This window comes from Arthrobacter sedimenti (genome assembly GCF_042652025.1).
Classification (GTDB): Bacteria; Actinomycetota; Actinomycetes; order Actinomycetales; family Micrococcaceae; genus Arthrobacter; species Arthrobacter sedimenti.
In genome coordinates, this window is record NZ_JBHSDQ010000003.1 from 284,595 (window position 1) to 310,631 (window position 26,037).

Annotated in this window: 25 protein-coding genes; 9 read left to right on the forward strand and 16 right to left on the reverse strand. The window is 65.1% G+C overall.

Features of this window, described 5'->3' with window-relative positions:
- Positions 1–2: 2 nt before the first annotated feature.
- On the reverse strand, positions 3–641 hold the full coding sequence (gene ctaE / locus ACFO0G_RS09405; RefSeq protein ID WP_196803315.1) for an aa3-type cytochrome oxidase subunit III: 639 nt from the start codon (positions 639–641) through the stop codon (positions 3–5).
- A gap of 148 nt (positions 642–789) precedes the next feature.
- Here ctaE and trpD point away from each other — a divergent pair, with 148 nt between their 5' ends.
- Positions 790–1,845, forward strand: coding sequence for an anthranilate phosphoribosyltransferase (gene trpD, locus ACFO0G_RS09410; protein WP_376977200.1), 1,056 nt, complete (start codon positions 790–792; stop codon positions 1,843–1,845).
- A 24-nt stretch (positions 1,846–1,869) separates the two neighbouring features.
- Here the strand turns inward: trpD and ACFO0G_RS09415 are convergent, their stop codons facing one another.
- The 5 genes from ACFO0G_RS09415 to ACFO0G_RS09435 all read right to left on the reverse strand — a co-directional run bounded on the left by ACFO0G_RS09415 (position 1,870) and on the right by ACFO0G_RS09435 (position 6,778).
- Positions 1,870–2,151, reverse strand: a complete 282-nt coding sequence (locus ACFO0G_RS09415; protein ID WP_043456257.1) for an Lrp/AsnC family transcriptional regulator — start codon at positions 2,149–2,151, stop codon at positions 1,870–1,872.
- A gap of 100 nt (positions 2,152–2,251) precedes the next feature.
- Positions 2,252–2,653: a DUF3054 domain-containing protein gene (locus ACFO0G_RS09420; RefSeq protein ID WP_376977203.1), complete on the reverse strand. Its 402-nt coding sequence runs from the start codon at positions 2,651–2,653 to the stop codon at positions 2,252–2,254.
- 53 nt (positions 2,654–2,706) lie between these two features.
- The gene (locus ACFO0G_RS09425) at positions 2,707–3,300 is read right to left on the reverse strand and encodes a hypothetical protein (RefSeq protein WP_286397099.1); all 594 of its coding nucleotides are present in this window, start codon (positions 3,298–3,300) and stop codon (positions 2,707–2,709) included.
- 65 nt (positions 3,301–3,365) lie between these two features.
- Entirely contained in the window at positions 3,366–4,139 is a 774-nt protein-coding gene (locus ACFO0G_RS09430) for a glycoside hydrolase family 18 protein (protein WP_376977205.1), read from the reverse strand.
- Positions 4,140–4,438: 299 nt separating this feature from the next.
- Positions 4,439–6,778 (reverse strand): bifunctional polysaccharide deacetylase/glycosyltransferase family 2 protein, encoded by a 2,340-nt coding sequence (locus ACFO0G_RS09435; protein ID WP_376977207.1) that lies wholly within the window; start codon positions 6,776–6,778, stop codon positions 4,439–4,441.
- Between the two features lie 1,178 nt (positions 6,779–7,956).
- On the opposite strand from ACFO0G_RS09435, the gene ACFO0G_RS09440 reads away from it, so the two are divergent.
- The 3 genes from ACFO0G_RS09440 to ACFO0G_RS09450 are packed head-to-tail and all read left to right on the forward strand — an operon-like array spanning position 7,957 to position 11,040.
- The gene (locus tag ACFO0G_RS09440; RefSeq protein WP_376977209.1) at positions 7,957–9,180 is read left to right on the forward strand and encodes a type III polyketide synthase; all 1,224 of its coding nucleotides are present in this window, start codon (positions 7,957–7,959) and stop codon (positions 9,178–9,180) included.
- A gap of 16 nt (positions 9,181–9,196) precedes the next feature.
- Positions 9,197–9,892 carry a class I SAM-dependent methyltransferase gene (locus ACFO0G_RS09445; protein WP_376977211.1) on the forward strand — a complete coding sequence of 232 codons (696 nt, stop codon included), beginning with the start codon at positions 9,197–9,199 and terminating at the stop codon, positions 9,890–9,892.
- A 2-nt stretch (positions 9,893–9,894) separates the two neighbouring features.
- Positions 9,895–11,040 carry an FAD-dependent oxidoreductase gene (locus ACFO0G_RS09450; RefSeq protein ID WP_376977213.1) on the forward strand — a complete coding sequence of 382 codons (1,146 nt, stop codon included), beginning with the start codon at positions 9,895–9,897 and terminating at the stop codon, positions 11,038–11,040.
- Between the two features lie 16 nt (positions 11,041–11,056).
- On the opposite strand, the gene ACFO0G_RS09455 is transcribed toward ACFO0G_RS09450, so the two are convergent.
- A complete protein-coding gene (locus ACFO0G_RS09455; protein ID WP_376977215.1) occupies positions 11,057–11,470 on the reverse strand; it encodes a nuclear transport factor 2 family protein in 414 nt (137 codons plus the stop codon).
- 52 nt (positions 11,471–11,522) lie between these two features.
- Between ACFO0G_RS09455 and ACFO0G_RS09460 the strand changes: the two genes are divergently transcribed.
- The 5 genes from ACFO0G_RS09460 to ACFO0G_RS09480 all read left to right on the forward strand — a co-directional run bounded on the left by ACFO0G_RS09460 (position 11,523) and on the right by ACFO0G_RS09480 (position 15,309).
- Complete coding sequence (locus ACFO0G_RS09460) at positions 11,523–12,203, forward strand: peptide deformylase (protein WP_376977217.1); 681 nt, start codon at positions 11,523–11,525, stop codon at positions 12,201–12,203.
- A gap of 67 nt (positions 12,204–12,270) precedes the next feature.
- Complete coding sequence (locus tag ACFO0G_RS09465) at positions 12,271–13,185, forward strand: putative RNA methyltransferase (protein WP_376977219.1); 915 nt, start codon at positions 12,271–12,273, stop codon at positions 13,183–13,185.
- 95 nt (positions 13,186–13,280) lie between these two features.
- On the forward strand, positions 13,281–13,754 hold the full coding sequence (locus ACFO0G_RS09470) for an NfeD family protein (protein ID WP_286404233.1): 474 nt from the start codon (positions 13,281–13,283) through the stop codon (positions 13,752–13,754).
- A 22-nt stretch (positions 13,755–13,776) separates the two neighbouring features.
- Positions 13,777–14,721 (forward strand): SPFH domain-containing protein, encoded by a 945-nt coding sequence (locus ACFO0G_RS09475; RefSeq protein WP_286404232.1) that lies wholly within the window; start codon positions 13,777–13,779, stop codon positions 14,719–14,721.
- Positions 14,722–14,961: 240 nt separating this feature from the next.
- Positions 14,962–15,309: an RNA polymerase-binding protein RbpA gene (locus tag ACFO0G_RS09480; RefSeq protein WP_026266052.1), complete on the forward strand. Its 348-nt coding sequence runs from the start codon at positions 14,962–14,964 to the stop codon at positions 15,307–15,309.
- A gap of 99 nt (positions 15,310–15,408) precedes the next feature.
- Here ACFO0G_RS09480 and ACFO0G_RS09485 read toward each other — a convergent pair whose 3' ends face one another.
- The 9 genes from ACFO0G_RS09485 to ACFO0G_RS09525 form a co-directional block, all read right to left on the reverse strand.
- Positions 15,409–16,152 carry a polyprenol monophosphomannose synthase gene (locus tag ACFO0G_RS09485; RefSeq protein ID WP_236798392.1) on the reverse strand — a complete coding sequence of 248 codons (744 nt, stop codon included), beginning with the start codon at positions 16,150–16,152 and terminating at the stop codon, positions 15,409–15,411.
- A 95-nt stretch (positions 16,153–16,247) separates the two neighbouring features.
- On the reverse strand, positions 16,248–17,897 hold the full coding sequence (locus tag ACFO0G_RS09490) for an amidohydrolase (RefSeq protein ID WP_376977222.1): 1,650 nt from the start codon (positions 17,895–17,897) through the stop codon (positions 16,248–16,250).
- A gap of 62 nt (positions 17,898–17,959) precedes the next feature.
- A complete protein-coding gene (locus ACFO0G_RS09495) occupies positions 17,960–20,887 on the reverse strand; it encodes a DEAD/DEAH box helicase (protein WP_286404225.1) in 2,928 nt (975 codons plus the stop codon).
- Positions 20,888–20,907: 20 nt separating this feature from the next.
- Positions 20,908–21,702, reverse strand: a complete 795-nt coding sequence (gene tatC / locus ACFO0G_RS09500) for a twin-arginine translocase subunit TatC (protein ID WP_142133818.1) — start codon at positions 21,700–21,702, stop codon at positions 20,908–20,910.
- Between the two features lie 48 nt (positions 21,703–21,750).
- Positions 21,751–22,026 carry a Sec-independent protein translocase subunit TatA gene (gene tatA / locus ACFO0G_RS09505; RefSeq protein WP_286404222.1) on the reverse strand — a complete coding sequence of 92 codons (276 nt, stop codon included), beginning with the start codon at positions 22,024–22,026 and terminating at the stop codon, positions 21,751–21,753.
- A gap of 32 nt (positions 22,027–22,058) precedes the next feature.
- The gene (locus ACFO0G_RS09510; protein ID WP_286404220.1) at positions 22,059–22,406 is read right to left on the reverse strand and encodes a hypothetical protein; all 348 of its coding nucleotides are present in this window, start codon (positions 22,404–22,406) and stop codon (positions 22,059–22,061) included.
- Positions 22,407–22,416: 10 nt separating this feature from the next.
- Positions 22,417–24,402 carry a helix-turn-helix transcriptional regulator gene (locus ACFO0G_RS09515; RefSeq protein ID WP_376977226.1) on the reverse strand — a complete coding sequence of 662 codons (1,986 nt, stop codon included), beginning with the start codon at positions 24,400–24,402 and terminating at the stop codon, positions 22,417–22,419.
- 101 nt (positions 24,403–24,503) lie between these two features.
- A complete protein-coding gene (locus ACFO0G_RS09520; RefSeq protein ID WP_066275847.1) occupies positions 24,504–24,899 on the reverse strand; it encodes an FKBP-type peptidyl-prolyl cis-trans isomerase in 396 nt (131 codons plus the stop codon).
- A gap of 63 nt (positions 24,900–24,962) precedes the next feature.
- The gene (locus ACFO0G_RS09525; protein WP_286404216.1) at positions 24,963–25,937 is read right to left on the reverse strand and encodes an FKBP-type peptidyl-prolyl cis-trans isomerase; all 975 of its coding nucleotides are present in this window, start codon (positions 25,935–25,937) and stop codon (positions 24,963–24,965) included.
- Positions 25,938–26,037 lie beyond the last annotated feature (100 nt).

The following is a 26,037-nucleotide window of genomic DNA, read 5'->3' on the forward strand; positions in this document are numbered from 1 at the left end:
GGCTACTTGAGTACGTAGATGACCAGGAAGAGGCCGATCCACACGACGTCCACGAAGTGCCAGTAGTAAGAGGTGACGATTGCGGACGTTGCTTCGAAATGTCCGAACTTCTTCGCAGCGAAGGACCGGCCCATGATGAGCAGGAAGGCAATCAGGCCGCCGATGACGTGGAGGCCGTGGAAGCCGGTGGTCATGTAGAACGCTGAGCCGTAGGCGTTGGAGGAGAGCGAGACGTGCTCGGAGACCAGCATGGCGTATTCGGTGGTCTGGCCGGCGACGAAGAACGCGCCCATGAGGAACGTCAGGGTGAACCATTCGTTCATTCCCCAGCGGGCGAACTGCAGTGCACCTCCGGCACGCCGGGGCTGCAGCCGCTCTGCGGCGAAGACGCCCATCTGGCAAGTAAAGGAACTGGCAACGAGGACGATCGTGTTGACGAGCGCAAAGGGGAAGTTGAGCTTGGCTGTCTCTTCCGCCCACATCTGACCACTCGTGGAGCGCAGTGTGAAGTACATGGCGAAGAGACCGGCGAAGAACATCAACTCGCTGGACAGCCACACAACGGTTCCGACAGAAACCATATTGGGGCGGTTCAGCGTGGGGTGCGCCGGGGTACTGGGGGCATGGGTCGCAGATGTCACATAGACATTATGTCTGTAAAAGTCCGTGCTGCCCAACGCAAACCGCCTTTTCGGAGCACTTTTTCTACAAACGCGCGAAATTGCCGGGAAAAGTTCCCGGCACCGTTCACATTGGTCAGCGCCTGCCATCGCTCGATAGCATCAGCAGGTGACTTCACTGGCATCCGCAGCGTCCGGCAACACCTGGCCCCGCCTGATCTCCGCACTGATCAAGGGGTCCGACCTCTCGGCGGAGAACACCTCCTGGGCCATGGACACCATCATGTCCGGCGAGGCCACGCCTGCCCAGATTGCCGGATTCCTGGTGGCCCTGAGCGCCAAGGGTGAGACGGTGGACGAGCTTTCCGGCCTGGTCGAAGCGATGCTTTCCCACGCCAACCCGGTGGAAATTTCCGGCGAAAAGCTCGACATCGTCGGGACCGGTGGTGACCAACTTAACACCGTCAACATCTCCACCATGGCCGCCCTCGTCGCTGCCGGCGCCGGTGCGAAGGTGGTGAAGCATGGCAACCGGGCCGCGTCGTCGTCGTCCGGGTCTGCTGACGTGCTTGAAGCGCTCGGCGTCCGTCTTGACCTGTCCATTGCCCGGGTGGCCCGGAACGCGGAAGAGGCTGGAATCACGTTCTGTTTTGCTCAGGTGTTCCACCCCTCCTTCCGCCATACCGCCGTACCCCGCCGCGAGCTGGCGATACCAACGGCATTCAACTTCCTGGGGCCGCTGACAAACCCGGCCAACGTGCAGGCTTCGGCTGTCGGCGTCGCCAACGAGCGGATGGCACCCCTCGTGGCGGGCGTCCTGGCCCGGAGGGGGAGCAGGGGCTTGGTTTTCCGTGGGAATGACGGGCTGGATGAACTGACCACCACCGGCCCTTCCACGGTCTGGGAGATCCGGAATGGCGCCGTGACCGAACTCCGTTTCTCGCCGGACGACCTCGGCATCAGCCTGGCTACCGTGGAACAGCTCCGGGGCGGCGACGCAGCTGCCAACGCGGGAGTCGTGCGTGACGTGCTTGCGGGCAAGGAGGGTCCTGCCAGGGACGCGGTCCTGGTCAATGCCGCGGCCGGCCTGGTTGCGTTCGACCTGGCCGCGGAGGGCCCATTCCTGGGCCGGATGCAGAAGGCATTTGCCCGTGCAGCACAGTCAATTGATTCCGGTGCCGCCGCCGCCGTGCTGGACCGCTGGGTGTCCCTGTCCCGCGCTTAGTTCGGCAAGAGCCGCGGTCAGGGCCTACTGCTCGAAGCCCAAGGAAAAGGCGGCGTCCAGGTCGTGCTGGGAGTAGGCACGGAACGCGATATGGGTGGTGGTGTGGACCACGGCGGGAACCTTTGAGAGCCGGTCGGCGATGACGTCCGCCAGATCCTCGTGCCGGTGTACGCGCGCGACGGCGATCAGGTCCCATTCCCCGGTAACCGAGTAGACCTCGCTGATGCCTTCGATGGCGGAGATCTCCTCCGCCGTCTCGGGAATGCGGGCGGCGTCAGTCTTGATCAGAACAAATGCGGTAACCACGTTTGCACCCCTTCAATCAGTTCCGCCGCAGCAGGGCCCGGCAGGTTTCTTCTCTGCTGCCAGCCTATTACACGGCCGGCGTTTCCCCGGCTGCCGCCGCTTATCTGCCGCGCAGCTTTGCAGCCGCGGTGATCAGCAGGCGGTATCCCACCAGGAAGACGGCAAGGGCCAGCGTGGCCACGATGACGAAGGGAATCACCACCGTCTGCGCTGTCAGGGCCCTCAGGATCATTCCTCCCACCAGGCTGCCCAACCAAACTGGAACGCCCGCCCGCAGGACGGATAAGGGGCTCCGCCATACCCTGGCGATTACCCATCCCGCGGCTGCGCCGGCGAGGAAGGGCCACGCGGTGAGGAGGACCCCCAGGACGGGCTGCTCGCGGTGGTGCGCGTCCCGGCCTATCGCGGCGAACGCGAGAATCAACACGATGTCAGCTGCTGCCGCCGCCAGGACTACTTTTGCGGAAGCTGTCTTTGCCGGCTTCGTTTTCAACGAACTCATGGATTCGAGCTTAGCCGCCCCTCCTGGGAGTATTCCCGCCCCCGTAGCGGAGGTCACTTGGCAGCGGCTTTCTGTCCGTAGCCCGTGTCGCAGGTGCCGTCGTGGATGACGCCGTGGCCGGAAGCCACCTGGTAGTTGTCCTTCGGGTTGAAGATGGCCGTACTGACCCCCGTGGCCTTTCGCGCACAGTTGCGCACAAAGGACTGGGCCTCACCCTTGCCGCCGATCCACATGTCGATCCAGAGCGTCGCTTCCCCGTATTTTTCGGCACCTGTGTGGCAGGGGCCTTCCTCCGGTTTGGGTCCGTCGCCACACGTGTCCTCCACGATGAAGTAGCGGCGGACGTCCGGCAGGTAAATCCGGGTGCCGGAAGGAATGTCCAGGACATCCTGGCCGGTCTTCCGGGAATGCCCGACGGCGATGGTCACCGGATCGGCGTACGTCCCGGTTCCCCCGGCTGCTTTGTGCAGCACAGGATGGCTGATCACCGTGGACCCGGGAGGTGTGTTGTCAAACCAGGTGTAGGCGGTGACGAAGACGTCCGTCCTGATTGACTCATCCCCGCCATGGGAAGGGTTGTCCGTGCAGGCGTTGGCCGCGAGCGCAATGCAGCAGGCAGTTGCCGCGGCCAGTGGAAGCCTTCCCACCCGCCCGTTGCCTTTACCCCTTGAAACCTGGTTTCCAGAGTTGTTCCCCGTCCGCGGCATCATGATCAACTGCTGCCCGTGAAGCCATTGCTGAGGATCCTGGCGAAGTCGCCGGCGTCCTGGTCGATGCCGCTGCAGGAGCTGGACGGCCGCTGCTCGTCCTCCACCCCTGCATTACAGGTCGCGTCCCTGGTGAGGGACCAAAAGGAAATGCGGCCCAGGTTCCGGTCGCGGGCGAAGCTGTTCATTCCGGCGGCATCCTGCGGTGTGAACACATTGGCCTCGGTATCGTTCTCTCCAATCATGGGAGTGAGCCCGATGTTCCTCCACATCTTCCCGCCTTCCTTGGGCATGCCGGCCGTGGAGTACAACTGCTCCAGGTCCCGATAGGTAGCCTCCGCGGCAAGCTCCGAGGCCGAGAGGATGCTTTCGCCATTCCGGAGCTGACCGAAATTCATTGTCATGATGTTGACCCCTGCCAAATCAACTCCGGCGGTAAGCATTGCCTCCACGCTGTTCTTTCCGGCGCTGTCTAGTCCGTCCCTTGTGACAGGCAACGTGAGCCAGACCCGAAGGGGACGTCCCGGTGGCCTTTCCGCCTGGAGCTTGGCGAAAGCCTGTGCCCTGAGCCTGGCCGCTCCGGACCCGGCCGCCTGTCCCTCCACGTCCAAATCCACAACGTCCAGTGCGTACCGGGCGATAACACTTTGATAGGCATCTGCAAGAGCACCGATGTCCTGGCACCCAGCGGCCAATTCCTGCCCGGCCTGACCACCGAAGGAGACGGCGATGTCGTTGCCTTCGGCACGGAAATTCCGGATTTTGGCGTCGAGCTGCAACTTTGTCCCGGCCTCCTCCAAGCCCAGGGTTCCACCCCAGGACGGAGTGCACGGCCTTCCCGGGTCCGCAGTGATAAAAGAAAGAACAGTCGTGGTCCTTCCCTCAGCGGCATTCCGCAGTTCGGGACCTTGGGGGAGTGTGACGTCGAGGTATCCTCCGAACCATCCAGGGTTGGGCTTTTCCGGGGCAATTCCGCTGCCGGGCCCTGTACCGTCCGTCGGTCCACCGCTGCAGCCGGCGAAGGCCAAGGTGGCGCAAAGAAGGACCGGGGTCCAGAAACCGGCGTCTCGGAAGTTTTTCATCCGCTTCCCCAGGCGGAGGTCTGAGGCAGAGGCCGGCGGTCTGCCGGGGCGGACGGCAGCGCTGCGCTGTTGGTCCGCTGGGGCTTGTACCAGCCAACGGCGGATCCCCTCAGTGCACGGATGGCTGAGCCGAAGATGACGTAGGCACGCAGGGGTTCGTAGATGATCCGGTAGAAGGGCACGATGAACAGATGCAGTGGACTTTCGTGGACCATCAGGACGGCCACTATGGAGACGACCATATGCGTCGCGGTCACGAAGCCGGCGAACAGGGCGATGGCCTGCCATTCACCCCGTGCGAGGCTTAGGACCGCCACGGCAACAGCCAGGGGCATGAAGACCAGCGGGACCAGGACCGAGATCAACGCGTAGGGCATGGTCAGCATGCCCAGTGCGCCGAACTTGGGGTTGAACAACATGGAGCGGTGCTTGTAGAGCGTCTGGATGTTGCCGTAAGTCCATCTCAGGCGCTGCTTGAACAAGCCCCGGCGCGTGAGCGGAGCCTCGGTCCAAGCCACTGCTTCGTTCTCCTGGACGATGCTGTAGCCCAGTTTCTGCAGGGAGAGCGTGAGATCAGCGTCTTCTGCGAGGGTTGTGGCCGGGTAACCTCCTGCTTTGACCAATGCCTCCTTGCGCCATCCCGCGCAGGCGCCCGGGACAATGGAGATGGCTCCCAGGAGACCCTCTGCCATTCGGGTAACGCAGATGCCCGACAGGTATTCCAGGCTTTGCCAGCAGGCGACGAGGTTTCGCCGGTTTCCCACCTTCACGTGCCCGGCGACTGCGCCTACTTCCTTTTCCCCCGGAGGAACCATGAAATGGCGGGCGAGCATCCTGATGGTTTGGGGTTCGAACAGGGTGTCACCGTCCAGGGTCACGATGACTTGCCCATCCGACTCGGAAATGCCGTAATTGCTTGCCGCGGGCTTGCCGCTGTTGGGCTGGCTGAAAACGCGCAGCTGCGGCCAGCTGTGGGCGTAATTGGTCAGGACGGCGAGTGTGCCATCCGTGGACCCGTCATTGACCGCAACCACTTCGAAGCGCGGATAATCGCTGGCCCTGAGGGCGTCGAGTGTTTTGGTGACCACGGGCTCCTCGTTGAAGACCGGCAGGATCACGCTGACGAACGGCCAGTCCTTGGCGTGGGGAAGGTTCCACTTCCGTCTCTTCTGCCGCGCATTGCTGACGAGGGCAAGGACAACGAACAGGAAGGTGAGGATGGTCAGAGAGCCGACCCCGAACCAGAACAGCCAGTTCATCACCACGTTGGGAGTAACCAGATATGCGGTGAGGGCTCCAAGCGTCAGGTTGTCCTGAAGGCCTGCAGTGACGCTGCGCTGGGGGACGAATCCGGCCGGCAGCATGGGCTCCAGGGTGGTGAATCGATAGCCCTGGGCTTTTGCTTCAGGGATGAATTTTTTCAGCATCTCGATGGTCGCCGTCCTGTCCCCACCACCGTCGTGCACCAGCATGACGTGGCCCAGGCCGTCCAGGTCCGGGGGAGGGACCGGGGTACCCGGCGTGTACTCCCAGTCCCTGGTATCCAGGTCCATATTCACGTGAAGGTAGCCCAGCTGCTGTGCCTGGAGCAGGGCAAGGGTGTTGTTTTCCGGATTACCCGTTGGAATCCGGAACAGCCGTGAGGCGTAGTTGTCCGCGGCCCGCAGCACCCGGTCCTCTCCGATGATTTCCTGCCTGTTGTAGGCATCATCGTGTGCCCAAAAGTCGATGTGGCTCATGGTGTGGTTCCCTACCATGTGGCCTTCGCGGACCATCCGGCGGAAGATATCCGGGTTTTCCACGACGTTTTCACCTACCGCGAAAAAGGTGGCAGGGACTCCTTCGCGTGACAGAAGGTCCAGGATTTGGGGCGTAAAGCGCGGGTCGGGCCCGTCATCGAAGGTCAGCATCAGGGTATGGTCCGGCGGGAGGCCGTACGCCTCCACCACGTACGGTTTGTCACCTATGGCGGCGGCTTCCTCCGCTGTTGCCTCCCGCCAGACCTGGTTGCTGAAGGGGTCCTTCAGCAAATCGATGCCGTCCCGTCTTTCCACCAGGTCTATCCGGTGGAAAATTTCGTTGCCCTGCTCGTATCCGACGCGGGGAATGTCCTTCACGTCCTCCTCCGCAAGCAGCTGGCGGGGATAATCGGGGGACTGGTTCAACGGGCCCTGCTGCAGGGGCGCGGTAGCGGCGGGCAGCACCGCGCCGAGCACCAGGATGGTGGTCAGCCCCGCTGCCAGCAGGACGTTTAAAAGGCGCGGCCAGCGGGTTCCGCTGGCGTCGAAGAACACAGGTGGCTGGACGGCTGGTAAGTGGGGGGAGAGGTTTGTCATCGGAGCCCCCTGCCTGGAACCTGCAAAGCGTCGTCGATTGCGCCCGAAAGGGGCTGGTCGACTGCTCCTCGAGCTGCTGCAAGGATCCGGTGGTCTGCGCCTGCCGTTGGGCAGGCCAAACCGGCTTTGACCAGCGACAACAGCCGAATGGACCGTCGTCCTGGCTATGAGGATAGGTTTGGCGTTCCGGCGCAAACACGCGTAAGGGGTACCTGAATGATTTATTAGGTGTTACCTACCTACGGCAGGGGAGGCACCCCCTGGTCCCCGGCCGGAAAGGCCTGGGGGAGTCAAGACAGGCCCTGCCGCGCCGTTGTCTGCTGCGGCGCACACCGGCGCACAAGCCAGCTCGCCTCCCAACGGAGGTGGTATCCGCCGTCTCCGTCCCATTCAACGAGCACGTCGGTTACGGTGTAGGCGACGGCAGTTGCCGCGAGGGACCGGACCCTGACGGGCGCGGGGCGCAGAAGGATGATGGGCCTTCCTGGTGCCTGTTGCAGCGCATCCTCGCGCATCCGGGAACGGCATCCTGGGCAGGTGCCGGCGGAATGGGTGCATGCCTGCGGGCGGAGGAGTTCCTGCATGGGACGTCCTTGGGAATGAAAGGAGTACCGGGGCGCCGTCGCCGTCTGCATGAACAAGAAAAAGGTCCGGGGACCTCTTCACCGCGCCCGCGGCTGGCCCGGCCGGCCTGCCGCCATGTCCAAAAGGTTAGGACGCCCGGCTGCTGCGCGCATGGGTGGGAGCTACCCAACTTCCATGCCGGACTCCCCGTTTCTGCCCGCGTAGGGGATTGGGGTGCAGTAGGGTCACAGCAGGAATCAAGGTCAGCCCAGCCCTACTGGAGACATAGTGAACAAAGCCTTGTGGATTTGCAGCCTGGTTGGCGCCGCCTTGGGGATAAGCCTGGGGCTGGCCTTATTTCAGTCGCCGTTCTGGGGCTTTGCACTGGGGCTCGGACTCGGAGCCGTGGTGGGCGCCTCGATACAACGGCGTCACTGACCAGCCCGGCACAGCCTCATCAGCATTACTTGACATAATGTAGATTATCGGCGCTTTGGTGAGGGATCCGGACGGGGTTCCACAGCAAGCAACACTGGCCGCAATTCCAGCAATGAAAGCGCTGGTCAGGACGCAGAGCCATTGTCTTTATCAGGGCACCCGTCAAGAATGAATCAATGACGGTCTACGTGCGTTCACTTGAAACTGCAGTTCCGACGACAAAGCTGATCCAGTCCGAAGCCCGCGATGTGTTTGCGGCCCAGCCAGGCTTGTCCCGTTTGGGTTCGCGGTTGGTCAACACCTGCTTTGACGGTGCAGCCATCGAGACGAGGTTCACCGCCGTCGAGGAACTGACTACCACGGGCCGCTCCGAAAACCCCCAGTTCTATGACCAGGAAACCGGCCTGCTGCTGAACCCCAGCACCAAGGTCCGCAACGACATTTTCGCCCGCGAAGCCACAAAACTGTTCGTGGAGGCTTCCCGCGCTGCCCTGGAAGCCGCCCCTGAGATCGATTTACTTGACATAACTCACCTTGTAACCGTTTCCTGCACCGGCTTCTTCAACCCCGGACCCGACTATAAGGTTGTCCGCGAACTTGGCCTCAGCCCTGCTGTCCAGCGCTACCACCTGGGTTTCATGGGCTGTTACGCGGCTTTCCCCGCGCTCCGCGCCGCAAAGCTGTTCTGTGAGGCGGATCCCAATGCCGTCGTCCTGGTTGTCTGCGCTGAACTGTGCTCCCTGCACGTGCGCACCTCCAACAACCCGGACACCATCATGGGCTCCGCCCTGTTCGCTGATGGTGCGGCAGCCGCCGTCGTCACGGCCCGGCCAGGCGCCGAGGACACCGCACTGCTGAAGCTGGACCACTTCGAGACTGTCCTGACGCCGGTCGGCGAGGACTCCATGGCCTGGAACATCGGCGACAACGGCTTCGAGATGGTGCTTGGCAACTACGTGCCGCACATCATTGACGACCACATCGTGGATGCGCTGCAACCGCTTCTGGCCAGGGAACCGGAGCTGGCGGCACTCCCCTACACCGCCATCCCCCACTGGGCCATCCACCCCGGCGGACGCAGCATCCTGGATAAGGTGCAGTCCCGGCTCGGCCTCAGCCACACGCAACTGGTGCCCGCCCGGGAGACCCTGCGAAATTTCGGAAACATGAGCAGCGCCACCGTGCTCTTCGTCCTCAAACACATCCTGGAACAGCCCCTCCAGGAAGGGGATGAACGGATCTGTTCCATGGCCTTTGGCCCGGGCCTGACCGTGGAAACGGGCCTGTTCACAAAGCTGCGGCAGCTGACCGGCGGGTCGGCAAACCCTGCCCGGATGGACGCTGCCGGGGAAGAAGCCCTGCTCCAGGACAACCGGGCAACGGAGGCCACGCTTGCCTGACCGGGCCTCCACAACAATGGACATCCTGCTTAGCCGGCGCGCCGCCGGCGACGTTGAGCAAATGGATCACCCCGACTGTGACCCCCGGCTCCTGGACAACACCTACCGGCAGTTCGGCATCATCAACCGCGTCCTGTCCGGCTGGCGGCGGCTGTACACCAGGGAGTTGCGCAACCTGAAACGGCCGGACCGGGGGCCGCTGACCGTCCTGGACATCGGCTGCGGTGGCGGAGACCTGGCGGTCATGCTGGCCCGCTGGGCCGCCCGGGACGGTATGACAGTGCAAATCACCGGCATCGACCCCGATCCCCGCGCGGCCGGCTTTGCCAGGCGTCGGCCGCCCGTACCGGGCGTTGAGTTCCGCCAGGCCCACAGTGGAGAACTCGTCCGGGAGGGTGCGGCGTTCGACGTCGTGATTTCCAACCACATGCTGCACCACCTGGGATCCGAAGAGCTGCGGCAACTGTTGGCGGACTCGGAAATCCTGGCATCCAGGAAGGCGCTGCACAACGACCTTGTTCGAAGCCCCACCGCTTTTGCCCTCTTCAGCGTTGCCGCACTCCCCTTCCTCCACTCCTTCATCCGCCAGGACGGCCTCACCTCCATCCGCCGGAGCTACCGGCCCGCCGAATTGGCTGCCGCCGCTCCGCCGGGCTGGTCGGTGGAGCGGTCATCGGCATTTCACCAGGTCCTGACCTACCGCAGGGGCTGACCGTGGACGCAGAGGTTCTAATCGCAGGCGGAGGTCCTGTGGGCCTGTACCTGGCTGCGGCGCTGCTGCAGGAAGGGGTCTCGGTCAAGGTTTTTGAGCAGCGGCAAACGCGGAACCGGCACACCCGTGCCATCGGCATCCACCCTCCGGCCCTGCAAGCACTTGCCGTGATTGGGGTGGCTGGATCCATGGTGCAGGAGGGCATCCGCATCAGCACCGGCTTGGCGGTCAGCGGCGGGAAGACCGTGGGGACCATGGAGTTCGGCGCCGTATCAAAGGATTTCCCCTTTGTGCTGGCGCTCCCGCAGTTCCGTACGGAGCAGCTTCTCGAAGATCGGGTCACTGCCCTGGATCCCGGCGCGATCATCAGGGGTGCCAACGTCACCACGGTGAGGGACGACGGCGGCAACGTCAAAGTGGAGGTCGAGTCCGGCTCAGGTGCCACGCACCGCAGCGCCACAGCAGCTCTGCTCGTGGTGGCTGACGGTGCCAGGTCCCGGCTGCGTGGAGCGTTGCAGGTGCCGGTGTACAGCACGACCTACCCGGATCACTACCTCATGGGGGATTTCGACGACGGTACGCACTACGGACACAAAGCGGTCCTATTCCTGGAACCCGAAGGAATTGTTGAATCCTTCCCGTTGCCCGGCGGCGTGCGCCGCTGGGTGGTCCGGCTGGGACAACCCGCGGGACCGGCGGCAGGTCCACAGGAGCTGGCGGAACTGGTCCGCTGCCGGACCGGTTTCCTTCCTGATGCGGCCTCGAATTCCATGCTGAGCGCCTTCAGTGTGCGGTCCACCATTGCGCGCCGCACCGTCATGGGACGGTCGGTGCTGCTGGGAGATGCAGCGCATGAGATCAGCCCGATTGGAGGCCAGGGTATGAACCTGGGCTGGCTGGATGCCAAGGAACTGTTGCCGGTGGTCTGCGCGGCCCTGGCTGGCAAGCCGACCGGCAGGGAGTTCAGGGAGTTCGAAAAGAGCCGGCAGAAGGCCGCAGTGCTGGCCCGCCGGCAGGCGGAAGTAAACATGATGCTGGGCAGGCCGCTGCCGTCACGGCTCCTGGGAATTCGCACCGCCGCCATTGGCGCCGCGGCCGCAATACCGGCCGTGAACCGGTGGGCTGCCAGGCGCTTCACCATGCACTAGCCCGGGGGCGGGCAGGTTACCGGAAATAGCAGTCGTAGCTGTCCTGGCTCACGATCACGCCGCCGTTCACCTCAAAGACCGAGGTCGTCCTGGCTCGGATGGTCTCGCCGCGGTCCCAGTACCGGAGGTCCATCAGTACCGTGGCGGACCAGTCGGCCTCCACCACCACCCGGCCGCCTTCACAGGTGGTGCGCCGTACGATGAACTGCTGGTCCTTCACCACCTGGCGGCTTTGGTCCGCGCCGGCAAGGACCCCCGCCAGTGTCCGGGTGGCGCCCTCAGGAGCCAACAGATGCGGTGCCTCGGTCAGCACGAACGAATCCGACAGGAACGGCCGGATCTCCGCCGACCCGCCCCCCGCCTCGAGGACCCGGATGAAGTCCAGGACATGCTCCAGCGGGGATGTCGGGGGAACGGAAGTGTCAGCCATGGAGTAGACCCTAGCCGAAGGTTCCCCGCGGCCCGGCCAGTAGGCTGTCCCCATGACCCAGACCGTTCCCCAAACAACTGCCGGTGCCAACGAGATCCGTGATGCCGTGGAGCGGATACTGGCCGCCGCGTCCCTTCCACCCATCGTCCAGGCGGGCCATCCGGCGCTGCGCCAGCGTGCCGCCGAGTTCGACGGCCAGTTGTCCGCGGAGCAGTTGCACCGGTTGATCGGGATCATGCGCCAGGTCATGCATGAGGCCCCCGGCGTGGGCCTGGCCGCCCCGCAACTGGGCATTCCCCTTCAGCTTGCTGTCCTGGAGGACCAGTTCAACGTTGAGCCGGAAGCTGCAACCCTAAGGAACCGCAGCCCGCTGGAGTTCCTGGCCATCCTGAATCCGCGGTACACGCCCCTGGGGCCGGAACTCGCGTCCTTTTATGAGGGGTGCCTTTCCCTGAACGGGCTCCAGGCTGTGGTGGCCCGCCCGGAGTCGGTGCTCCTGGAGTATCTGACGCCCGACGGCGAGGCGGAGCGACGCCGGTTTGCCGGGTGGCAGGCGCGCATTGTGCAGCATGAGACGGACCATCTCCACGGCATCCTGTACCTGGACCGTGCCCAGCTCCGGTCCCTGAGCAGCAACGCGGAGTATGCGGCGCACTGGGCGGAGGCCGGCATCGGCAAGGCGCGGGAAGGTTTGGGGTTCGATGCCGGCCCGGCCGGCATTTCCGTCGACTGATCCCAGCTGCCACCCGGGCAAGGCGGCCGGCAGGGATTCCGGTCCCGGCAGCCCTAAGATTGTTCCCATGCCTTCTGCGGATGTCCCCCTCCTCTGTCCTGTCTGCTCAAGTCCGCTGGAGCATCGGGAAGCGGAGGGTGCCCGCCAACCGAGCCTGGTCTGCCGCAACGGACACAGCTTCGACGCCGCCCGCCAGGGTTACTTCAACCTCCTGGTGGGCAAGGGCTCACCCTTCGAGCCGGACAGTGCGGCCATGGTGGCGTCACGTTTCAACTTCCTGGGGGACGGCCACTACCGGCCTATGGAGCAGGCGCTGGCTGCCGCCGTCGTGCCCAACCTGCCGGCGGAAGGTGCAGTGGTGCTGGACTCCGGGACGGGCACCGGGCACTATCTGCGCGAGATCCTCGAAGCCGCGGCTGCCGCCGGGCGCCAGTCGTCCGCCATCGGCCTGGACATCTCCAAATTCGCCCTCCGGCGCGCCGCGCGTCTCAATCCCGAAGCGGTCAACCTGGTGTGGGATATCTGGCAGCCCCTTCCGGTGGAAAGCAATTCAGTGGACGCCGTCACCGTGGTCTTTGCCCCGCGGAACCCCGCCGAGTTCGCCCGCGTCCTGCGCCCCACCGGCGCGCTGCTGGTGGTGGCGCCGCGCAGCGGACACCTCGCGGAGCTCGCCGAGGTGACCGGAATGCTGGGGATCGAAGAAGGCAAGGACGAACGCCTGGCCGCGGCGATGGCCGGCCACTTCGAGGCGGAAAGCACCCTCGACGTCGACATCGCGCTGGAGCTCAGCCGCGCCGCCGCCGCGGACCTGGCGTTCATGGGACCCGCGGGCCACCACCTGGACCGGGACCGGATCGCCGCCCGGCTCGAAGACACCCCTGAGCCGGTGGCGGCACAGGCGAAGTTCAGGCTCTTTGTCTTCCGGCCCACCACCAGGATGCCCCGTAACGACTTGGCCACTATCCCCCGGCAGCATCCATGATCCAGCCCACACACCAGGACCGCGGACTAGGATGAAAAGACAGTTACTGGCGGGTCCGTGGATGCGGCTCCCCCGTGACGAAGGGGGAAACAGGGATGTTCGAATGGCTTGGGGAAAACTGGTGGGCCGTGTGGCTCACGGCCTTCCTGGCGTTTGCCGTGATCGAAATGATCACGCTTGACCTGTTTTTCATTATGCTCGGCGGCGGTTCACTCGCTGCACTGGTCGCCGACTTCGCCGGCGCCGATCCCTGGCTGCAGGTGGTCATTTTCTGCATCGTGTCCCTGCTCATGGTTGCCTTTGTCCGCCCGGTGGCGCTCTCGCACCTGAAAAAGGGCCCTTCCGAACAGCGGACCAATGTGGACCGGCTTATTGGCGAACCGGCCGTGGTCATGGAAGCAGTCACCTCAGACGGCGGCCTGGTGAAAATCGGCGGCGACATTTGGAGCGCCCGCTCCGCCGCGGGAGTCCTTCCCGCGGGCCAGAAAGTGGTCGTAGCGGCCATCGACGGCGCAACAGCAGTGGTTTCGGTGCCGCCGACGGCGGCTGCCGGACCAGATACAACCTGACAATTGGGGAACAAGGAGTTGTATGAATAACGCAGGCGGAACCGCACTGGCCATCGTGCTGGTGGTCCTGATCGTCTTTGTCATCATAGTTTTGGTCCGGGCCGTCCGGATCATTCCGCAGGCACGTGCCGGCGTCGTTGAACGGCTCGGCAAGTACCAGCGGACGCTGAACCCGGGCCTGACGATCCTGATTCCATTCGTGGACCGGCTCCTGCCGCTCCTGGACCTGCGCGAACAGGTGGTGTCCTTCCCGCCGCAGCCGGTCATTACCGAAGACAACCTGGTGGTTTCCATCGATACGGTGGTGTACTTCCAGGTAACGGACCCCCGCGCGGCCACCTACGAGATCGCCAATTACATCCAGGCCGTGGAACAGCTCACCACCACTACGCTGCGCAACGTGGTGGGCGGACTCAACCTGGAGGAAGCCCTCACGTCCCGCGACCAGATCAACGGGCAGCTGCGCGGCGTTCTGGACGAGGCAACCGGCCGCTGGGGCATCCGTGTCTCACGAGTGGAACTGAAGGCCATCGACCCGCCGCACTCCATCCAGGATTCCATGGAGAAGCAGATGCGCGCGGAGCGTGACCGCCGCGCCGCCATCCTCACCGCAGAGGGAACCAAGCAATCCGCCATCCTGACGGCAGAAGGCCAGCGGCAGGCTGCGATCCTCAAGGCCGAAGGCGAGGCCAAAGCCGCCATTCTTCGCGCAGACGGCGAGTCGCAGGCGATCCAGAAGGTCTTCGATGCAATCCACAAAGGAAACCCGGACCAGAAACTGCTGGCCTACCAGTACCTCCAGACGCTGCCCAAGCTGGCCGAGGGGTCGGCCAACAAACTTTGGATCATCCCGAGCGAGGTTGGGGAAGCCCTGAAGGGCATCGGCAGCGCCATTGGTGGCACCAATGCCGAAGCCGCCGTCTCCGGGCTCTTCGAACAGACGCCGGCCGAGCGCAGCCAACCTTAGCAGCGCAGGAAACAGGGAGGGTTCCGCGGGAAACCGCGGAACCCTCCCTGTTTGGTTTTGATGGAATAACACCCGTATAATTGGGTATTTGTCCGGCAGGAGAATACCGGCTGGAACAACCAAGCTTCGCAATGCGTTGAATCCAATGATGCAGCACAGTGCACACAGTAGTCCGGTGGGGCCACGGCGCCACCGGCTAGCGCGGAGATCTGATCCGCGAACCGACCAGAGGGAGAAAACATGAGCGATCGCAGCCTGCGGGGCATGCGCCTTGGTGCGCAGAGCATGGAGACCGAGTCCGGAGTTGAGCCGGCTCCGCGCCAGCGGGTTGAATACCGTTGCGCGGATGGCGAGCAGGTCTTCGTCACGTTCTCCTCCGAGGCGGAAATTCCTCCGGTGTGGGTCTCCAAGACCGGCAAGGAGGCGCTCCTGGTTGACGGCGAAAAGCCGGACACCAGCAACGACAAGGCAGTGCGCACCCACTGGGACATGCTGCTGGAACGCCGTTCCCTGCCTGAACTCGAACAGATCCTCGAGGACCGGCTGACCATCCTCCGCGAACGCCGCGGAGAGCGCCGCTCGGCCTAGGCAGGCCAGCCGCAAAAAAAGGGGACGGCCCCGCACTTCGGTGCGGGGCCGCCCCCTTTTCGCCTTCCGAACCCTGCCGGGTTTCGGCCTAACGGAGAATCATGCCTGCTTGTTCTTCAGCTTGCCGGCCAGGGTGTTCCACCGGGCGGCCAGACCCCACCTGGTGACGTTGATCATGGCTTCGACGACAATGTTGCCGCTCATCTTCGACGCTCCCAGCTCACGCTCAACGAAGGTGATGGGCCGTTCCTCAATGCGCAGGCCCAGCTTGGCAACACGCCACGCCAGGTCCACCTGGAAGCCGTACCCCACCGAGTCCACCTGGTCCAGGTTGAGCTTCTCCAGGGTGGTCCTGCGGAACGCGCGGAAGCCGCCCGTCACGTCCTTGATGGGCAGGCCCAGCATCAGCCGGGCGTAGGTGCTTCCCACCCGCGAGATCGCCTGGCGGTACAGGGGCCAGTTGACCACGCTGCCGCCGGGAACCCAGCGCGAGCCCATGGCCAGGTCGGCGCCCTGGTCCACCGCTTCAATCAGTTGGGGAAGCTGTTCGGGCTGGTGGGAACCGTCTGCGTCCATTTCGACCAGGACGTCGTAGCCGGCCTCCAGACCCCACTTGAAACCTGCAATGTAGGCCGCGCCCAGGCCTTCCTTGCCCTTGCGGTGCAGTACATGGACCTGGGAATCCTCGGCAGCGAAGCCGTCGGCAAGTTGCCCGGTGCCGTCAGGGCTGTTGTCATCAACCACCAGCACGTCCGACGCCGGAACGGCCTTCCGAAGGCGCTGGAGCGTCTTGGGCAGCGATTCCAGTTCGTTGTAGGTGGGAATGATCGTAAGGACGCGCACAAAGGGCCTTTCCTGGTGGAAGTGGTCGGTGCACCTGTAGCCGGGCTTGCCGGCGCCGGGCGCAACTCCCCATTATAGGGCGGACAGTTCCCGGGTCAGGAACGCAGTGCCGGGTTGGCGAACAGTTCGGTGCCGTTTTTGACGGTCTGGAGGCATACCGGGTCGGAGCCGGTGTCCAGAGCGGGAAGCAGGGGGGTCCTCGCCCGCGGATCGGTGCTCCAGGACTGTACCCGCCCATCGGCCACCTGGACCATCAGTTCCTCCACCTCCCAGACGGCAAAACTGGCGGGCGCCCCGGGAACCAGCTGGCCCGCCATGGGGTTTGCGTGACGGGCGGCCCTCCAGCCGGCGCGGGTGTGGCCCAGGAACGCTGCGCGTGCGGAAATCCGTTCTGCGGCGTTGTGATGTTCCACGCAGGCGCGCACGCTGGCCCACGGACGGAGGCGGGTGACGGGACTGTCACTGCCAAAGCAAACAGGAACACCCGCCGAGTAGAAGGCGGCGAACGGATTCATGGACCGGCTGCGCTCCCCCAGCCTCTGCTCGTAAAGTCCGCCTGCTCCGCCCCAGGCTGCATCGAAGGCCGGCTGGGCGCTGACCGTCACGGAGTAGTGGGCCAGCTTGGCCACAGCAGCCGCATCAGCCATCTCCACATGCTCGAATCGGTGGCCGGCGGCACGCACCCGCTGCTCCCCTACCTCCTTGGCCGCCAGGTCCAGCGCTTCCAGCGCGGCATCAAGCCCGGCATCACCGATCACGTGGAACCCGCCCTGGATCCCGGCGAGGGAACACGCGGCAAGGTGTGCCGCCGCCTGGTCCACGCTGAGGTAGAGCGCGCCGCGCTCCTGGGCTGCATCGCTGTAGCCGGCCCGCAGCGCGGCAGTGCGGGAACCCAGCGAACCATCAATGTTGAGGTCGCCGGCCAGGCCGCGGATGCCTCCATCGAACTGTCCAACGAGGGCTCGGGCCTGTTCCTCGGTCGAAACCAGTTCCCCCCAGTACGGCAGCACTTCCGGGAACTGCGCGCCGCCGTCCACACCACCGTTCCAGGCGGCAGCAAGCTTCAGATCATCGACGCCGCCGATATGCGGCGCCCCCATCTCGGCCACGGCGACGTAACCGTTGGCCGCTGCCTCCGCCAGGGCACGCTCCTGGTGCCGCTTCAGTGACTCCCGCGGCAGCTGCCGCGTTGCCAGCCGGGCTGCTTCGTGGGCCGCCCGCGTTACCCGGGGTCCGCCGTCGTACCCGTCCTTGCCGCGCAGGCCCGCGGACTGTGCCAGCGACGGTGAGACCAGTGCCGAATGCACGTCCACCCGCGAGAGGTAGACCGGACGACCGCCCGCTGCCCGCTCCAGTTCTTCGGCGCTGGGCAGGGTGGAGTCCGCCCAGGTGGTCTCGTCCCAGCCGTGGCCGAGCACGGGCCCGTTACCCCAGGCCCCGGCAACTGCGTCCAGCAGGGCGCGGGCGGAGGTCACGGCCCCCAGCTGCAGTGACTCCAGGGCGATCCCGGTTTCGGTCAGGTGCATGTGCGAATCGACGAACCCGGGGGCCACCAGGGCGCCGCGAAGATCAATGACCTCCATGGAACTGTCGGCAATGGACGATGCCGCCTGCTCCGACCCGACCCAGGCAACGGTGTCGCCGTCCACCAGCATGGCCGTGGCGAACGGATCTGCCGCGGTGTAGACGGACCCATTCCGGTACAGCACCGGGGCAGGACGGGACGTGGCTTCTGGGCTCGGCATGGTGGGAATGACTCCTGGGGGTTTGGGCAGGCCGGCGGCGGCCGGCAGGGGTAAAAGCGGGATTAGAGGACGGACGAGTACGCCACGACGCCGCGGCGGATGAGGTTGATCGCTTCGGCGCAAAGCCGTGCCAGCCGCGGATCAAGGCCGGGGATCTTTGCCAGCTGGTCCAGGAGGTCCACCACCTGCTTGACCCAGCGGACAAAGTCGCCGGCCGCGAGGTCGGTGCCGCTCAGGACATCCTGCAGGTGGCGGCCGCGGGCCCACTTGTAGAGGGGCCAGACCAGGCCCAGTTCAGGCTCGCCGGTCAGCGGAAGCTTGTTCTCCTCTTCCACGTCCTCAAGCACGGACCACTCCCTCACCACGATGTCCACCGAAGTTTCCAGGGAGACGCTGGGCATGCGCGGCCGCAGTCCCCGGTCTTCGCGTTTGGCCTGGAATACCAGGACGCTCGCCAGGGCGGCCACTTCGGCGGCGTCCAGGTCATCGAAGGCGCCCAGGCGCAGGGACTGCGAGATCAGCAGGTCCTTCTCGCCGTAGATCCGGCGCAGCCGCTGGCCATCCGGGCTGATCTTGAGCCCGCCGTCCCCGGTCTCCTCCAAATATCCGTAGGCGGACAGGACATCGCAGACCCGGTCGAAGGTTTTGGCGATGGTGTTGGTCCGGCCCTGGATCTGGCGGACCAGCCCGTCCGTTTCGCGCCGCAGCTTCCACCAGCGCTCCGACCACCGGGCGTGGTCTTCCCGTTCGCTGCATCCATGGCAGGGGTGCGCCTTCAGGGCCCGGCGCAGGGCGGCAATACGCTTCTCCTGGTTGGGAAAGGCTGCGCCGCGGCCAAAATCGTGGTTGCGGTTCTGGCCGGGAGCGGGCGGCCGGTTCTCCCGCAGCGCGTTCCGGGCGGAGGACGCAAGATCGCGCCGTGACTTGGGCACCTTGGCATTGAAGGACTTCGGAATGCGGATCCGGGTCACCGGCGCGATGGGACCTTCCAGGTCATCCGTACCAATGCGGCGCAACTGGTTGTCCAGCGTGAGCACGGCAGGCCGGGGTTCGCGGCTGCCGTGGTCGGAGCTGAGGACGACGGCGGGCCCCGGGGCGCGTCCGCCGGGGACGTTCACTACGTCCCCCGGCAGGAGACGGGCAAGGGAGTCGCCACTGAGCGACTTCTGGACCCGTGACTTGGTCCGGGACGTGGCGCTCTCGGCATCGGAGAGTTCCCTGCGCAGCCGGGCATACTCCGTAAAGTCGCCCAGGTGGCAGGTCATGGACTTGGCGTAGCCTGCCAGCGATTCCTCGCGGCTGCGTACCTGCCTGGCCAGGCCCACCACGGAGCGGTCGGCCTGGAACTGGGCAAAGGAGGACTCCAGGATTTCGCGGGCCCGGGACCGGCCAAACTGCGCCAGGAGGTTGATGCTCATGTTGTAGGTGGGCCGGAAGCTCGAGTTGAGCGGGTAGGTGCGCCGGGACGCCAGGCCTGCCACCGCCGTCGGGTCCGTTCCGGGCTGCCACAACACCACGGCGTGGCCCTCGATGTCGATCCCGCGGCGGCCCGCCCGGCCAGTCAGTTGGGTGTATTCACCTGCAGTGATGTCCACGTGGGCTTCGCCGTTGAACTTGTCCAGCTTTTCCAGCACCACGGAACGTGCGGGCATGTTCACGCCCAAGGCAAGGGTTTCCGTGGCGAAGACAGCCTTCACCAGTCCGTCGGCGAAGAGCTTCTCCACTACCTCCTTGAAAGTGGGCAGCATCCCGGCGTGGTGGGCAGCAAAACCGCGGACCAGGCCGTCCCGCCAGGTCCAGAAGCCCAGGACGTCGAGGTCGTCCGGCGGGATGTCCTGCCCGGCTTCATCCACGCGCTGGGCGATGATCCGCTGCTCCCTTTCCGTTGTGAGCCACAGTCCGGACCCGACACACTGGGCCACCGCTGCCTCGCAGCCGGCGCGGGAAAAGATGAAGGTGATGGCAGGCAGGAGGTCCATCCGGTCCAGGCTCGCGATGACCTGGGGGCGGCTGGCCGGCCGCACTCCCCTGGGCTCTCCGCCCCGCCCCAGGCGGTCGTTTCCGCGCCTGCCGCGTTGGCCCCGGCTCCCGGGGCCCGGGCGGCTGCTGCGGAAACTTTGCTGGGTTTCGCTCTGGGCCACGGCCAGCAGGTCCGGGTTGACGTCGAAGCCGCGCCCCTTGGCGTTGTTCGCAGGTTTGCCGGGCTTGGCCGGTAGCTCGTCCTCGTCCTCAACGGGCGGGGCGATCTCGTCAAAGGTGGTTTCCCCGGCGAACAGGTCCATGATCTGCCGGCCCACCATGACATGCTGCCACAGCGGTACCGGCCGGTGTTCGGAAACGATGATGTCGGTGTCACCGCGGACGGTGTCCAGCCAGGCGCCGAATTCCTCCGCGTTGGAGACCGTGGCGCTGAGCGAGGCGACCTGCACCTCGCTGGGCAGGTGGATGATGACTTCTTCCCACACTGCCCCGCGGAACCGGTCGGCGAGGTAGTGCACCTCATCCATCACCACGTAGCCAAGATCGGCCAGCGTGGCCGAATCCGCGTACAGCATGTTCCGCAGGACTTCCGTGGTCATGACCACCACCTGGGCATCGCCATTGATGCTGGTGTCACCGGTCAGGAGGCCAACGTTGTCCGAACCATACTTTTCGCTCAGTTCGCTGAACTTCTGGTTGCTGAGCGCCTTGATGGGCGTGGTGTAGAAGGCCTTCAGCCCCCGCTGCAGGGCGAGGTAGATGGCAAACTCCCCCACGATGGTCTTGCCGGCACCGGTCGGGGCGGCCACCAGGACTCCCCTGCCCTCCTGGAGGGAACGGCATGCCTGCTTTTGGAAGTCATCCAGTTCAAAGTCCAGGGTCCCGCTGAACGATCCGAGGGGGGTGGCTGCCTCGGCCCTGCGTTCGGCGCTGGCACGGTAGCGCTCAGCGGGAGACAGCTCTTCAGGATCGATAGGGCCGGTGGAGAAGGGTCCGGTGGTGGAGGACATACCCCAAGCCTAACGGCAGCCTAGAGCTTCTTGAGTTCGCTGCTTGGGGTGGCGATGTCTGCGGTGGCCTCGGTCTCCTCCACCTGCCGCGCCTGGCGGCGGTCGCGGCGCTTGTCGTTCATGATGCAGATGCCGATTGCTGCGAAGAACAGTGCCAGCAGCGGTCCCGCCAGCATGAACATCGATATCGCGTCAGCACCGGGCGCGGCGATGGCAGCCAGGACAAAGACCAGGAAAACCGTGATTCGCCAGGCCTTGAGGATGGTGCGTCCGGACACAATGCCCGCCATGTTGACACCCACCAGCACCACGGGCACCAGGAAGGCCAGGCCCAGCATCAGCACCATGCGGGTGACGAATTCGATGTAGGTCCTGGCGTCAATGACGCTGGAGGAACCGGCGGGGGTGAACTGGGTCAGCGCGTGGACCACTTGCGGAACCACGAGCCAGCCCACCCAGATTCCGGCGAGGAACAGTGGGATGGCCGCGGCCATGTAACCCAGGGTGTACCGCCGCTCCTTGGATGTCAGCCCGGGAGTGATGAACGCCCAGAGCTGGTAGATCCAGATGGGGCTGGAGATGACAGCGCCGATCAGGAGCGACATCTGCAGCTTGAAGTCGAAGGGCGACGCGATGGTCCCGAAGTTGATGGCTGCGAGGCCGCCGGTCTCATTCGAAATCCGGTTTACCGGCTCCGCCAGGGCCTTCAGCAGCGGATCGTAAAGTATCCAGCCCCCAATGCCGCCGATGACGACGCCGATCGCCGACTTAATCAGCCGGTTCTTCAGCTCCTTGAGGTGCTCCCAAAGCGACATCCGCCCCTCGGGATTGGCTTTACGGGCCCGCGACAGTGCCACGGGAGGTCAGGCGCGGGTCGACGGCGGAACGTCAGTGCCGTCTGTCGGCTCACCGGGCTTCGCCTTGGGGTGGTTCACGATGGTGCCTTCCACCGGACCGGAGGCCTCGGTGTTGGTGTCGGCTTTGCCGTCGTTCTTCATTTCCTTGACCTCGGACTTGATGATCCGCATCGACTGGCCCAGGCTGCGGGCCATGGCCGGAAGCTTCGGGGCAGCGAAGAGAAGCAAAGCAACAACGATGATGATTACGATTGGCCAGGGGCCATCAAAGAGTCTTCCCACGGGAAATCCTTTCCTCTAATTACATCCTACTTCTATGTGAAGTCGAGATCTCCGAGCGCCTGCGGCTGGCCCCGGTCCTTCTTGCGCTGCACTCGCCTGCGCCGGCGTTCTTCGCGCCGCGCCAGTTTGGATGCCTCGTAATCATGTCGCATGTCAGCGGGTGAGGCAAAAACGGCCGAGCCCGGCACGGGACGGGACAAATCATGGGATTCCTCCAGGACCTCAACGGAGCCCAGGTGCCCCAGTTTCGCGCCTGCGGCGCTGAGATCCTTCATGGTTGCCATGAACTGGCGGAAGAGACGGATGCCCAGCAGGACATAGAAAAGCAGGGCGACGGCGACGAGCGCCACCCAAATGAGAATCCAGGACCACCAAGGCATGCTGAGAAGTCTATCCGGCGTAGCTGTCCAGGGCGGCCGCCAACCAGTCCCGCGCGGCGCCGGCCACTTCGGTGGGTGCCAGGATGCGGGCCGCGCCGCCGTGCTGGGCCACGAACATCGGCAGCCATGCCGTGCTGCCAAACCGGATCTCTGCCACCAGGCCGCCGTCCGGAAGCTCGGCTGTCCGCTCCGCGTAATAATCCTCCGCCAGCCCCCTCCCCTGCCGGGTGAGCTGGACTGTGACGGTCGTGTCGTCGTCGTTCGGGGTGAACAGCTTGGCCGGGACACCCCCGTCCCGTTCCCCCGCCTTGCGAGCCGGCGCCCCGTTGGGGTGCACGTCCTGTACCCGGTCCAGGCGGAAGTTCCGCAGCCCGTCCACCAGGTGGCACCAGGCTTCGAAGTACCACGTGTTGTCCAGGGAATAGAGCCGCAGTGGGTCAACGTCGCGTTCCGTGACCGCGTCCCGCTGCGGTGACAAGTACGTTAGGTGGAGCTGCGAACGGGACTCGATGGCCTGGCGGACAGTGGCGTGAGTTTCGGCGTCCGCGGGAGCTACCTGCGGGCCGGCGATGGAGGCAGCGCGGAGTCCTTCCTCCCCGGCGGCGGCCAGGAGCTTCAGGGTGACCGATTCCAGGGCGCCCCCGCCGGTCAGGTCAGGCAGGCCATTGAGTGTCTCCAGCCCGGTCAGCAGGGCGCAGGCCTCCTCGACGGTGAAACGGACCGGCTTTTTCAGGTTGAGGTCCTGGGTGATGAAGACGTGGTCGTCCTCCCACTGGATGTCGAGCAGGTCGTCCGGGTAGCCCTCGGGCAATCCGGAACAAATGAGGATCCGGAGGTCCGCTTCGAGTTCTTCGCGGGTGACGCCGAAGTGGCGGGCGACGTCCTGGATGTGGAGGCCCTGGTTGTGGACCAGGAAGGGCACCAGCTGCAGCATCCGCTTGAGCTGGTCCTCCGAGGTTCCTTTCCGGCCAGCACGTGCACGGGTGTCGGTAAAGGAGTATGCGGGGACGGGTTCGGCGCTGAAGTCTGCCGCGCCCTGCAGCCGCCGCCGTACGGCCCCGGCGAGTCCGGCGGGTTCTACTGCCAGGGCGTCCGGGCCGTAGGACGCCAGTTCTTCGGCCAGGACTTCCGGGTCCCGGTACTCCAGGACGAGCCGGTCGTAGCCGTCGCGGGGGCGGCCCGAGGCCTGCTCTCCGGCATCCGGGACCGCCCGGCGGCGAAGGGCCAGGAGGCGCCCGTTCCGGACATCCACCACGGCGGTGCGCAGCGGCAGTTCGGGCAGCCGGTCCAGCTCCGCCCGGATGTTGAAGTCGGCGGGGGGCTCGTACTGCTCTCTTGGGAGGGTGGTTACGGCACTGGTGAGGCGGGAAAGCCGGAACTGCCGTGCGGCCTTCCGGGCCCGGTCGTAGCCCATCAGGTACCACTGGCCGAAGCGGCTGCCCAGGCCCCAGGGCTCAACAGTCCGTTCTTCCTCCCTGCCTGTACTGCCGGCCAGGTAGGTGAAGCTCACGGGATGCCGCGCGTGCATGGCTGCCACGATGTCGTCGAAGGCCTGCCCTGCCGGTTTGATTCGGGGCTGGACTCCGGCAGGCAGTTGCACCTCTGCCAGCTGTCCGGATGCCTGCAGCTTCCGCAGTGCGCTTTGGGCTGCCCTGCCCAGCGCGGCGCGCTCCCAAAGCTGGGAGGCCAGCAGGAGGACGGTCCACTCCTCGGGCCCAAGCTCGACATCGGGGAGCCGGTTGGATTCCTTGCCGATCCGGTACCGCGTGGTGGCCGGATCGTCCTCGCTCCAGCCCAGGTCCGTCAGTGTCTCGACGTCAAAGCCCATCGCCCGCAGGTCGTTCTTGTCCCGCTCGAACATGCGCCCGAAGGCGACGTCGTTGCCGGAGGTGTCGTGGTAGACCTTGTCCCGCAGCTCGCTGCGGTGAAGCCCGTAGCGGGTGTTGAGCAGCGCGATCAACAGGTTGAGGAGTCGTTCAGTGCGGGTTACGGACACGTTGGTTACGTTACTAAACTCCCCGGGCGAAAGCAGAAAGCGCGGCTGGGCGGAGGGTTGTCCTCGTCCAGCCGCGCTCATGGCTGCGTCACTGACTGGGGTCAGCGGACCCCGACGAGGTCCACGACGAAGATCAGGGCTTCGTTGGGTGCGATGGCTCCGCCGGCGCCACGTGAGCCGTAGGCCAGCTCTGACGGGATCTCCAGGCGGCGGCGGCCGCCCACCTTCATGCCCAGCAGCCCCTGGTCCCAGCCCTGGATGACCTGGCCGACGCCGACGCGGAAGTCCAGCGGTGCACCGCGGCCCCATGAGGCGTCGAACTCCTCGCCTGTGGACCAGGCAACGCCGACATAGTGGGTGGAGACGGTGTCCCCTGCCTTGGCCTCACGGCCGTCACCCTCGATGAGGTCGGTAATGACGAGTTCCGTGGGCACGTCGCCTTCCGGAAAATCGATCTCGGGCTTCTGGCGGTCGAATTCCCGCTGTCCAAACGACATGCTTGCTCCTATGCGTGAGTGCTGATGGTTGCCGCGGAGGACGCGGCGTCCCTGTAAGTCTTGCTACTTGACCCCGAGGATGTCCACTACGAACACCAGGTCGCCCTTCGCCTGGCCCTGGCCGGCGTCACCGTAAGCCAGGTCCTTGGGGATGACCAGCAGGACGCGGGAGCCTACGGTTTTACCGGTGAGGCCCTGGGTCCAGCCCTTGATGACGCCGGAGAGCGGGAAAGTGGCGGGCTGGCCACGGTCAAAGCTGGAATCGAACTTGGTGCCGTCACTGAGGTTGACGCCCACGTAGTTTACGGTGAGCGTGTCGGATTCCTTGACGGTGGCGCCGGTGCCCTTGACCAGGTCCTGCGATACGAGCGACGTGGGCGCGGCTGCACCCGCTACATTGATCTCCGGCACGCCGTCCTTTTCAGTCACCGTAGGCAGTCCGGCCGGCGGCGATACGGTTTCACCCTGCGGCTTGTCCAGAACGGGAGTGGGGTCCGAGGCGGAAAGAACCTTGATGATCAGCAGCTGGGTGGGATCGGCAGCGGCACTGGGGCTGGCGCTGGGGCTTGCGCTGTCCGATGGGCTGGGACTTGCCGACGGTGCACTCTGCTGGCCGGGGACGGCGAGGGCAAGGCTGGAACCCACCTTTGCGCCCACGAAAGCGTTGTAGATGACGGCGTTGCTGGTCTTGAGCTCATCGTTAAGCTCGAAGCTTTGAGGTTCGTTGGGGAACGTATCCTCCAGCTGGGATCCGTCCGTGCCGTTCAGGGCCAGGATGGAGATTTTGGCGACCTGGTTGGCCTTCACAGTGTCGCCGCTGCCTTCGGAGACAACTTTGATGGTGGGCTGGGTGACGGTCAGCGGCTTGTCGAAGTCCACACCCGGGGCCTTCTTGTCCCCGTTGTCGGTCAACTTGAGGGAGTCGAACTTTGCAGTCTCCCCGGCGGACTGGCTGCTGGGTTCGGGCTGGGAGGCTGTACCTCCGCAGGCAGTCAGGAGCAGCAGGCCGGGAAGGAGGATTGCTAGTAGTCGGCGCACGTAGAAAACTTTCGTCGGGGCAGGGTGGATACGACGCTCCGCGTGGCGGCGGACAGTGCCGTGGAGAGGTCCCCGTTAAAAGGACCTCATCCAGAATAGA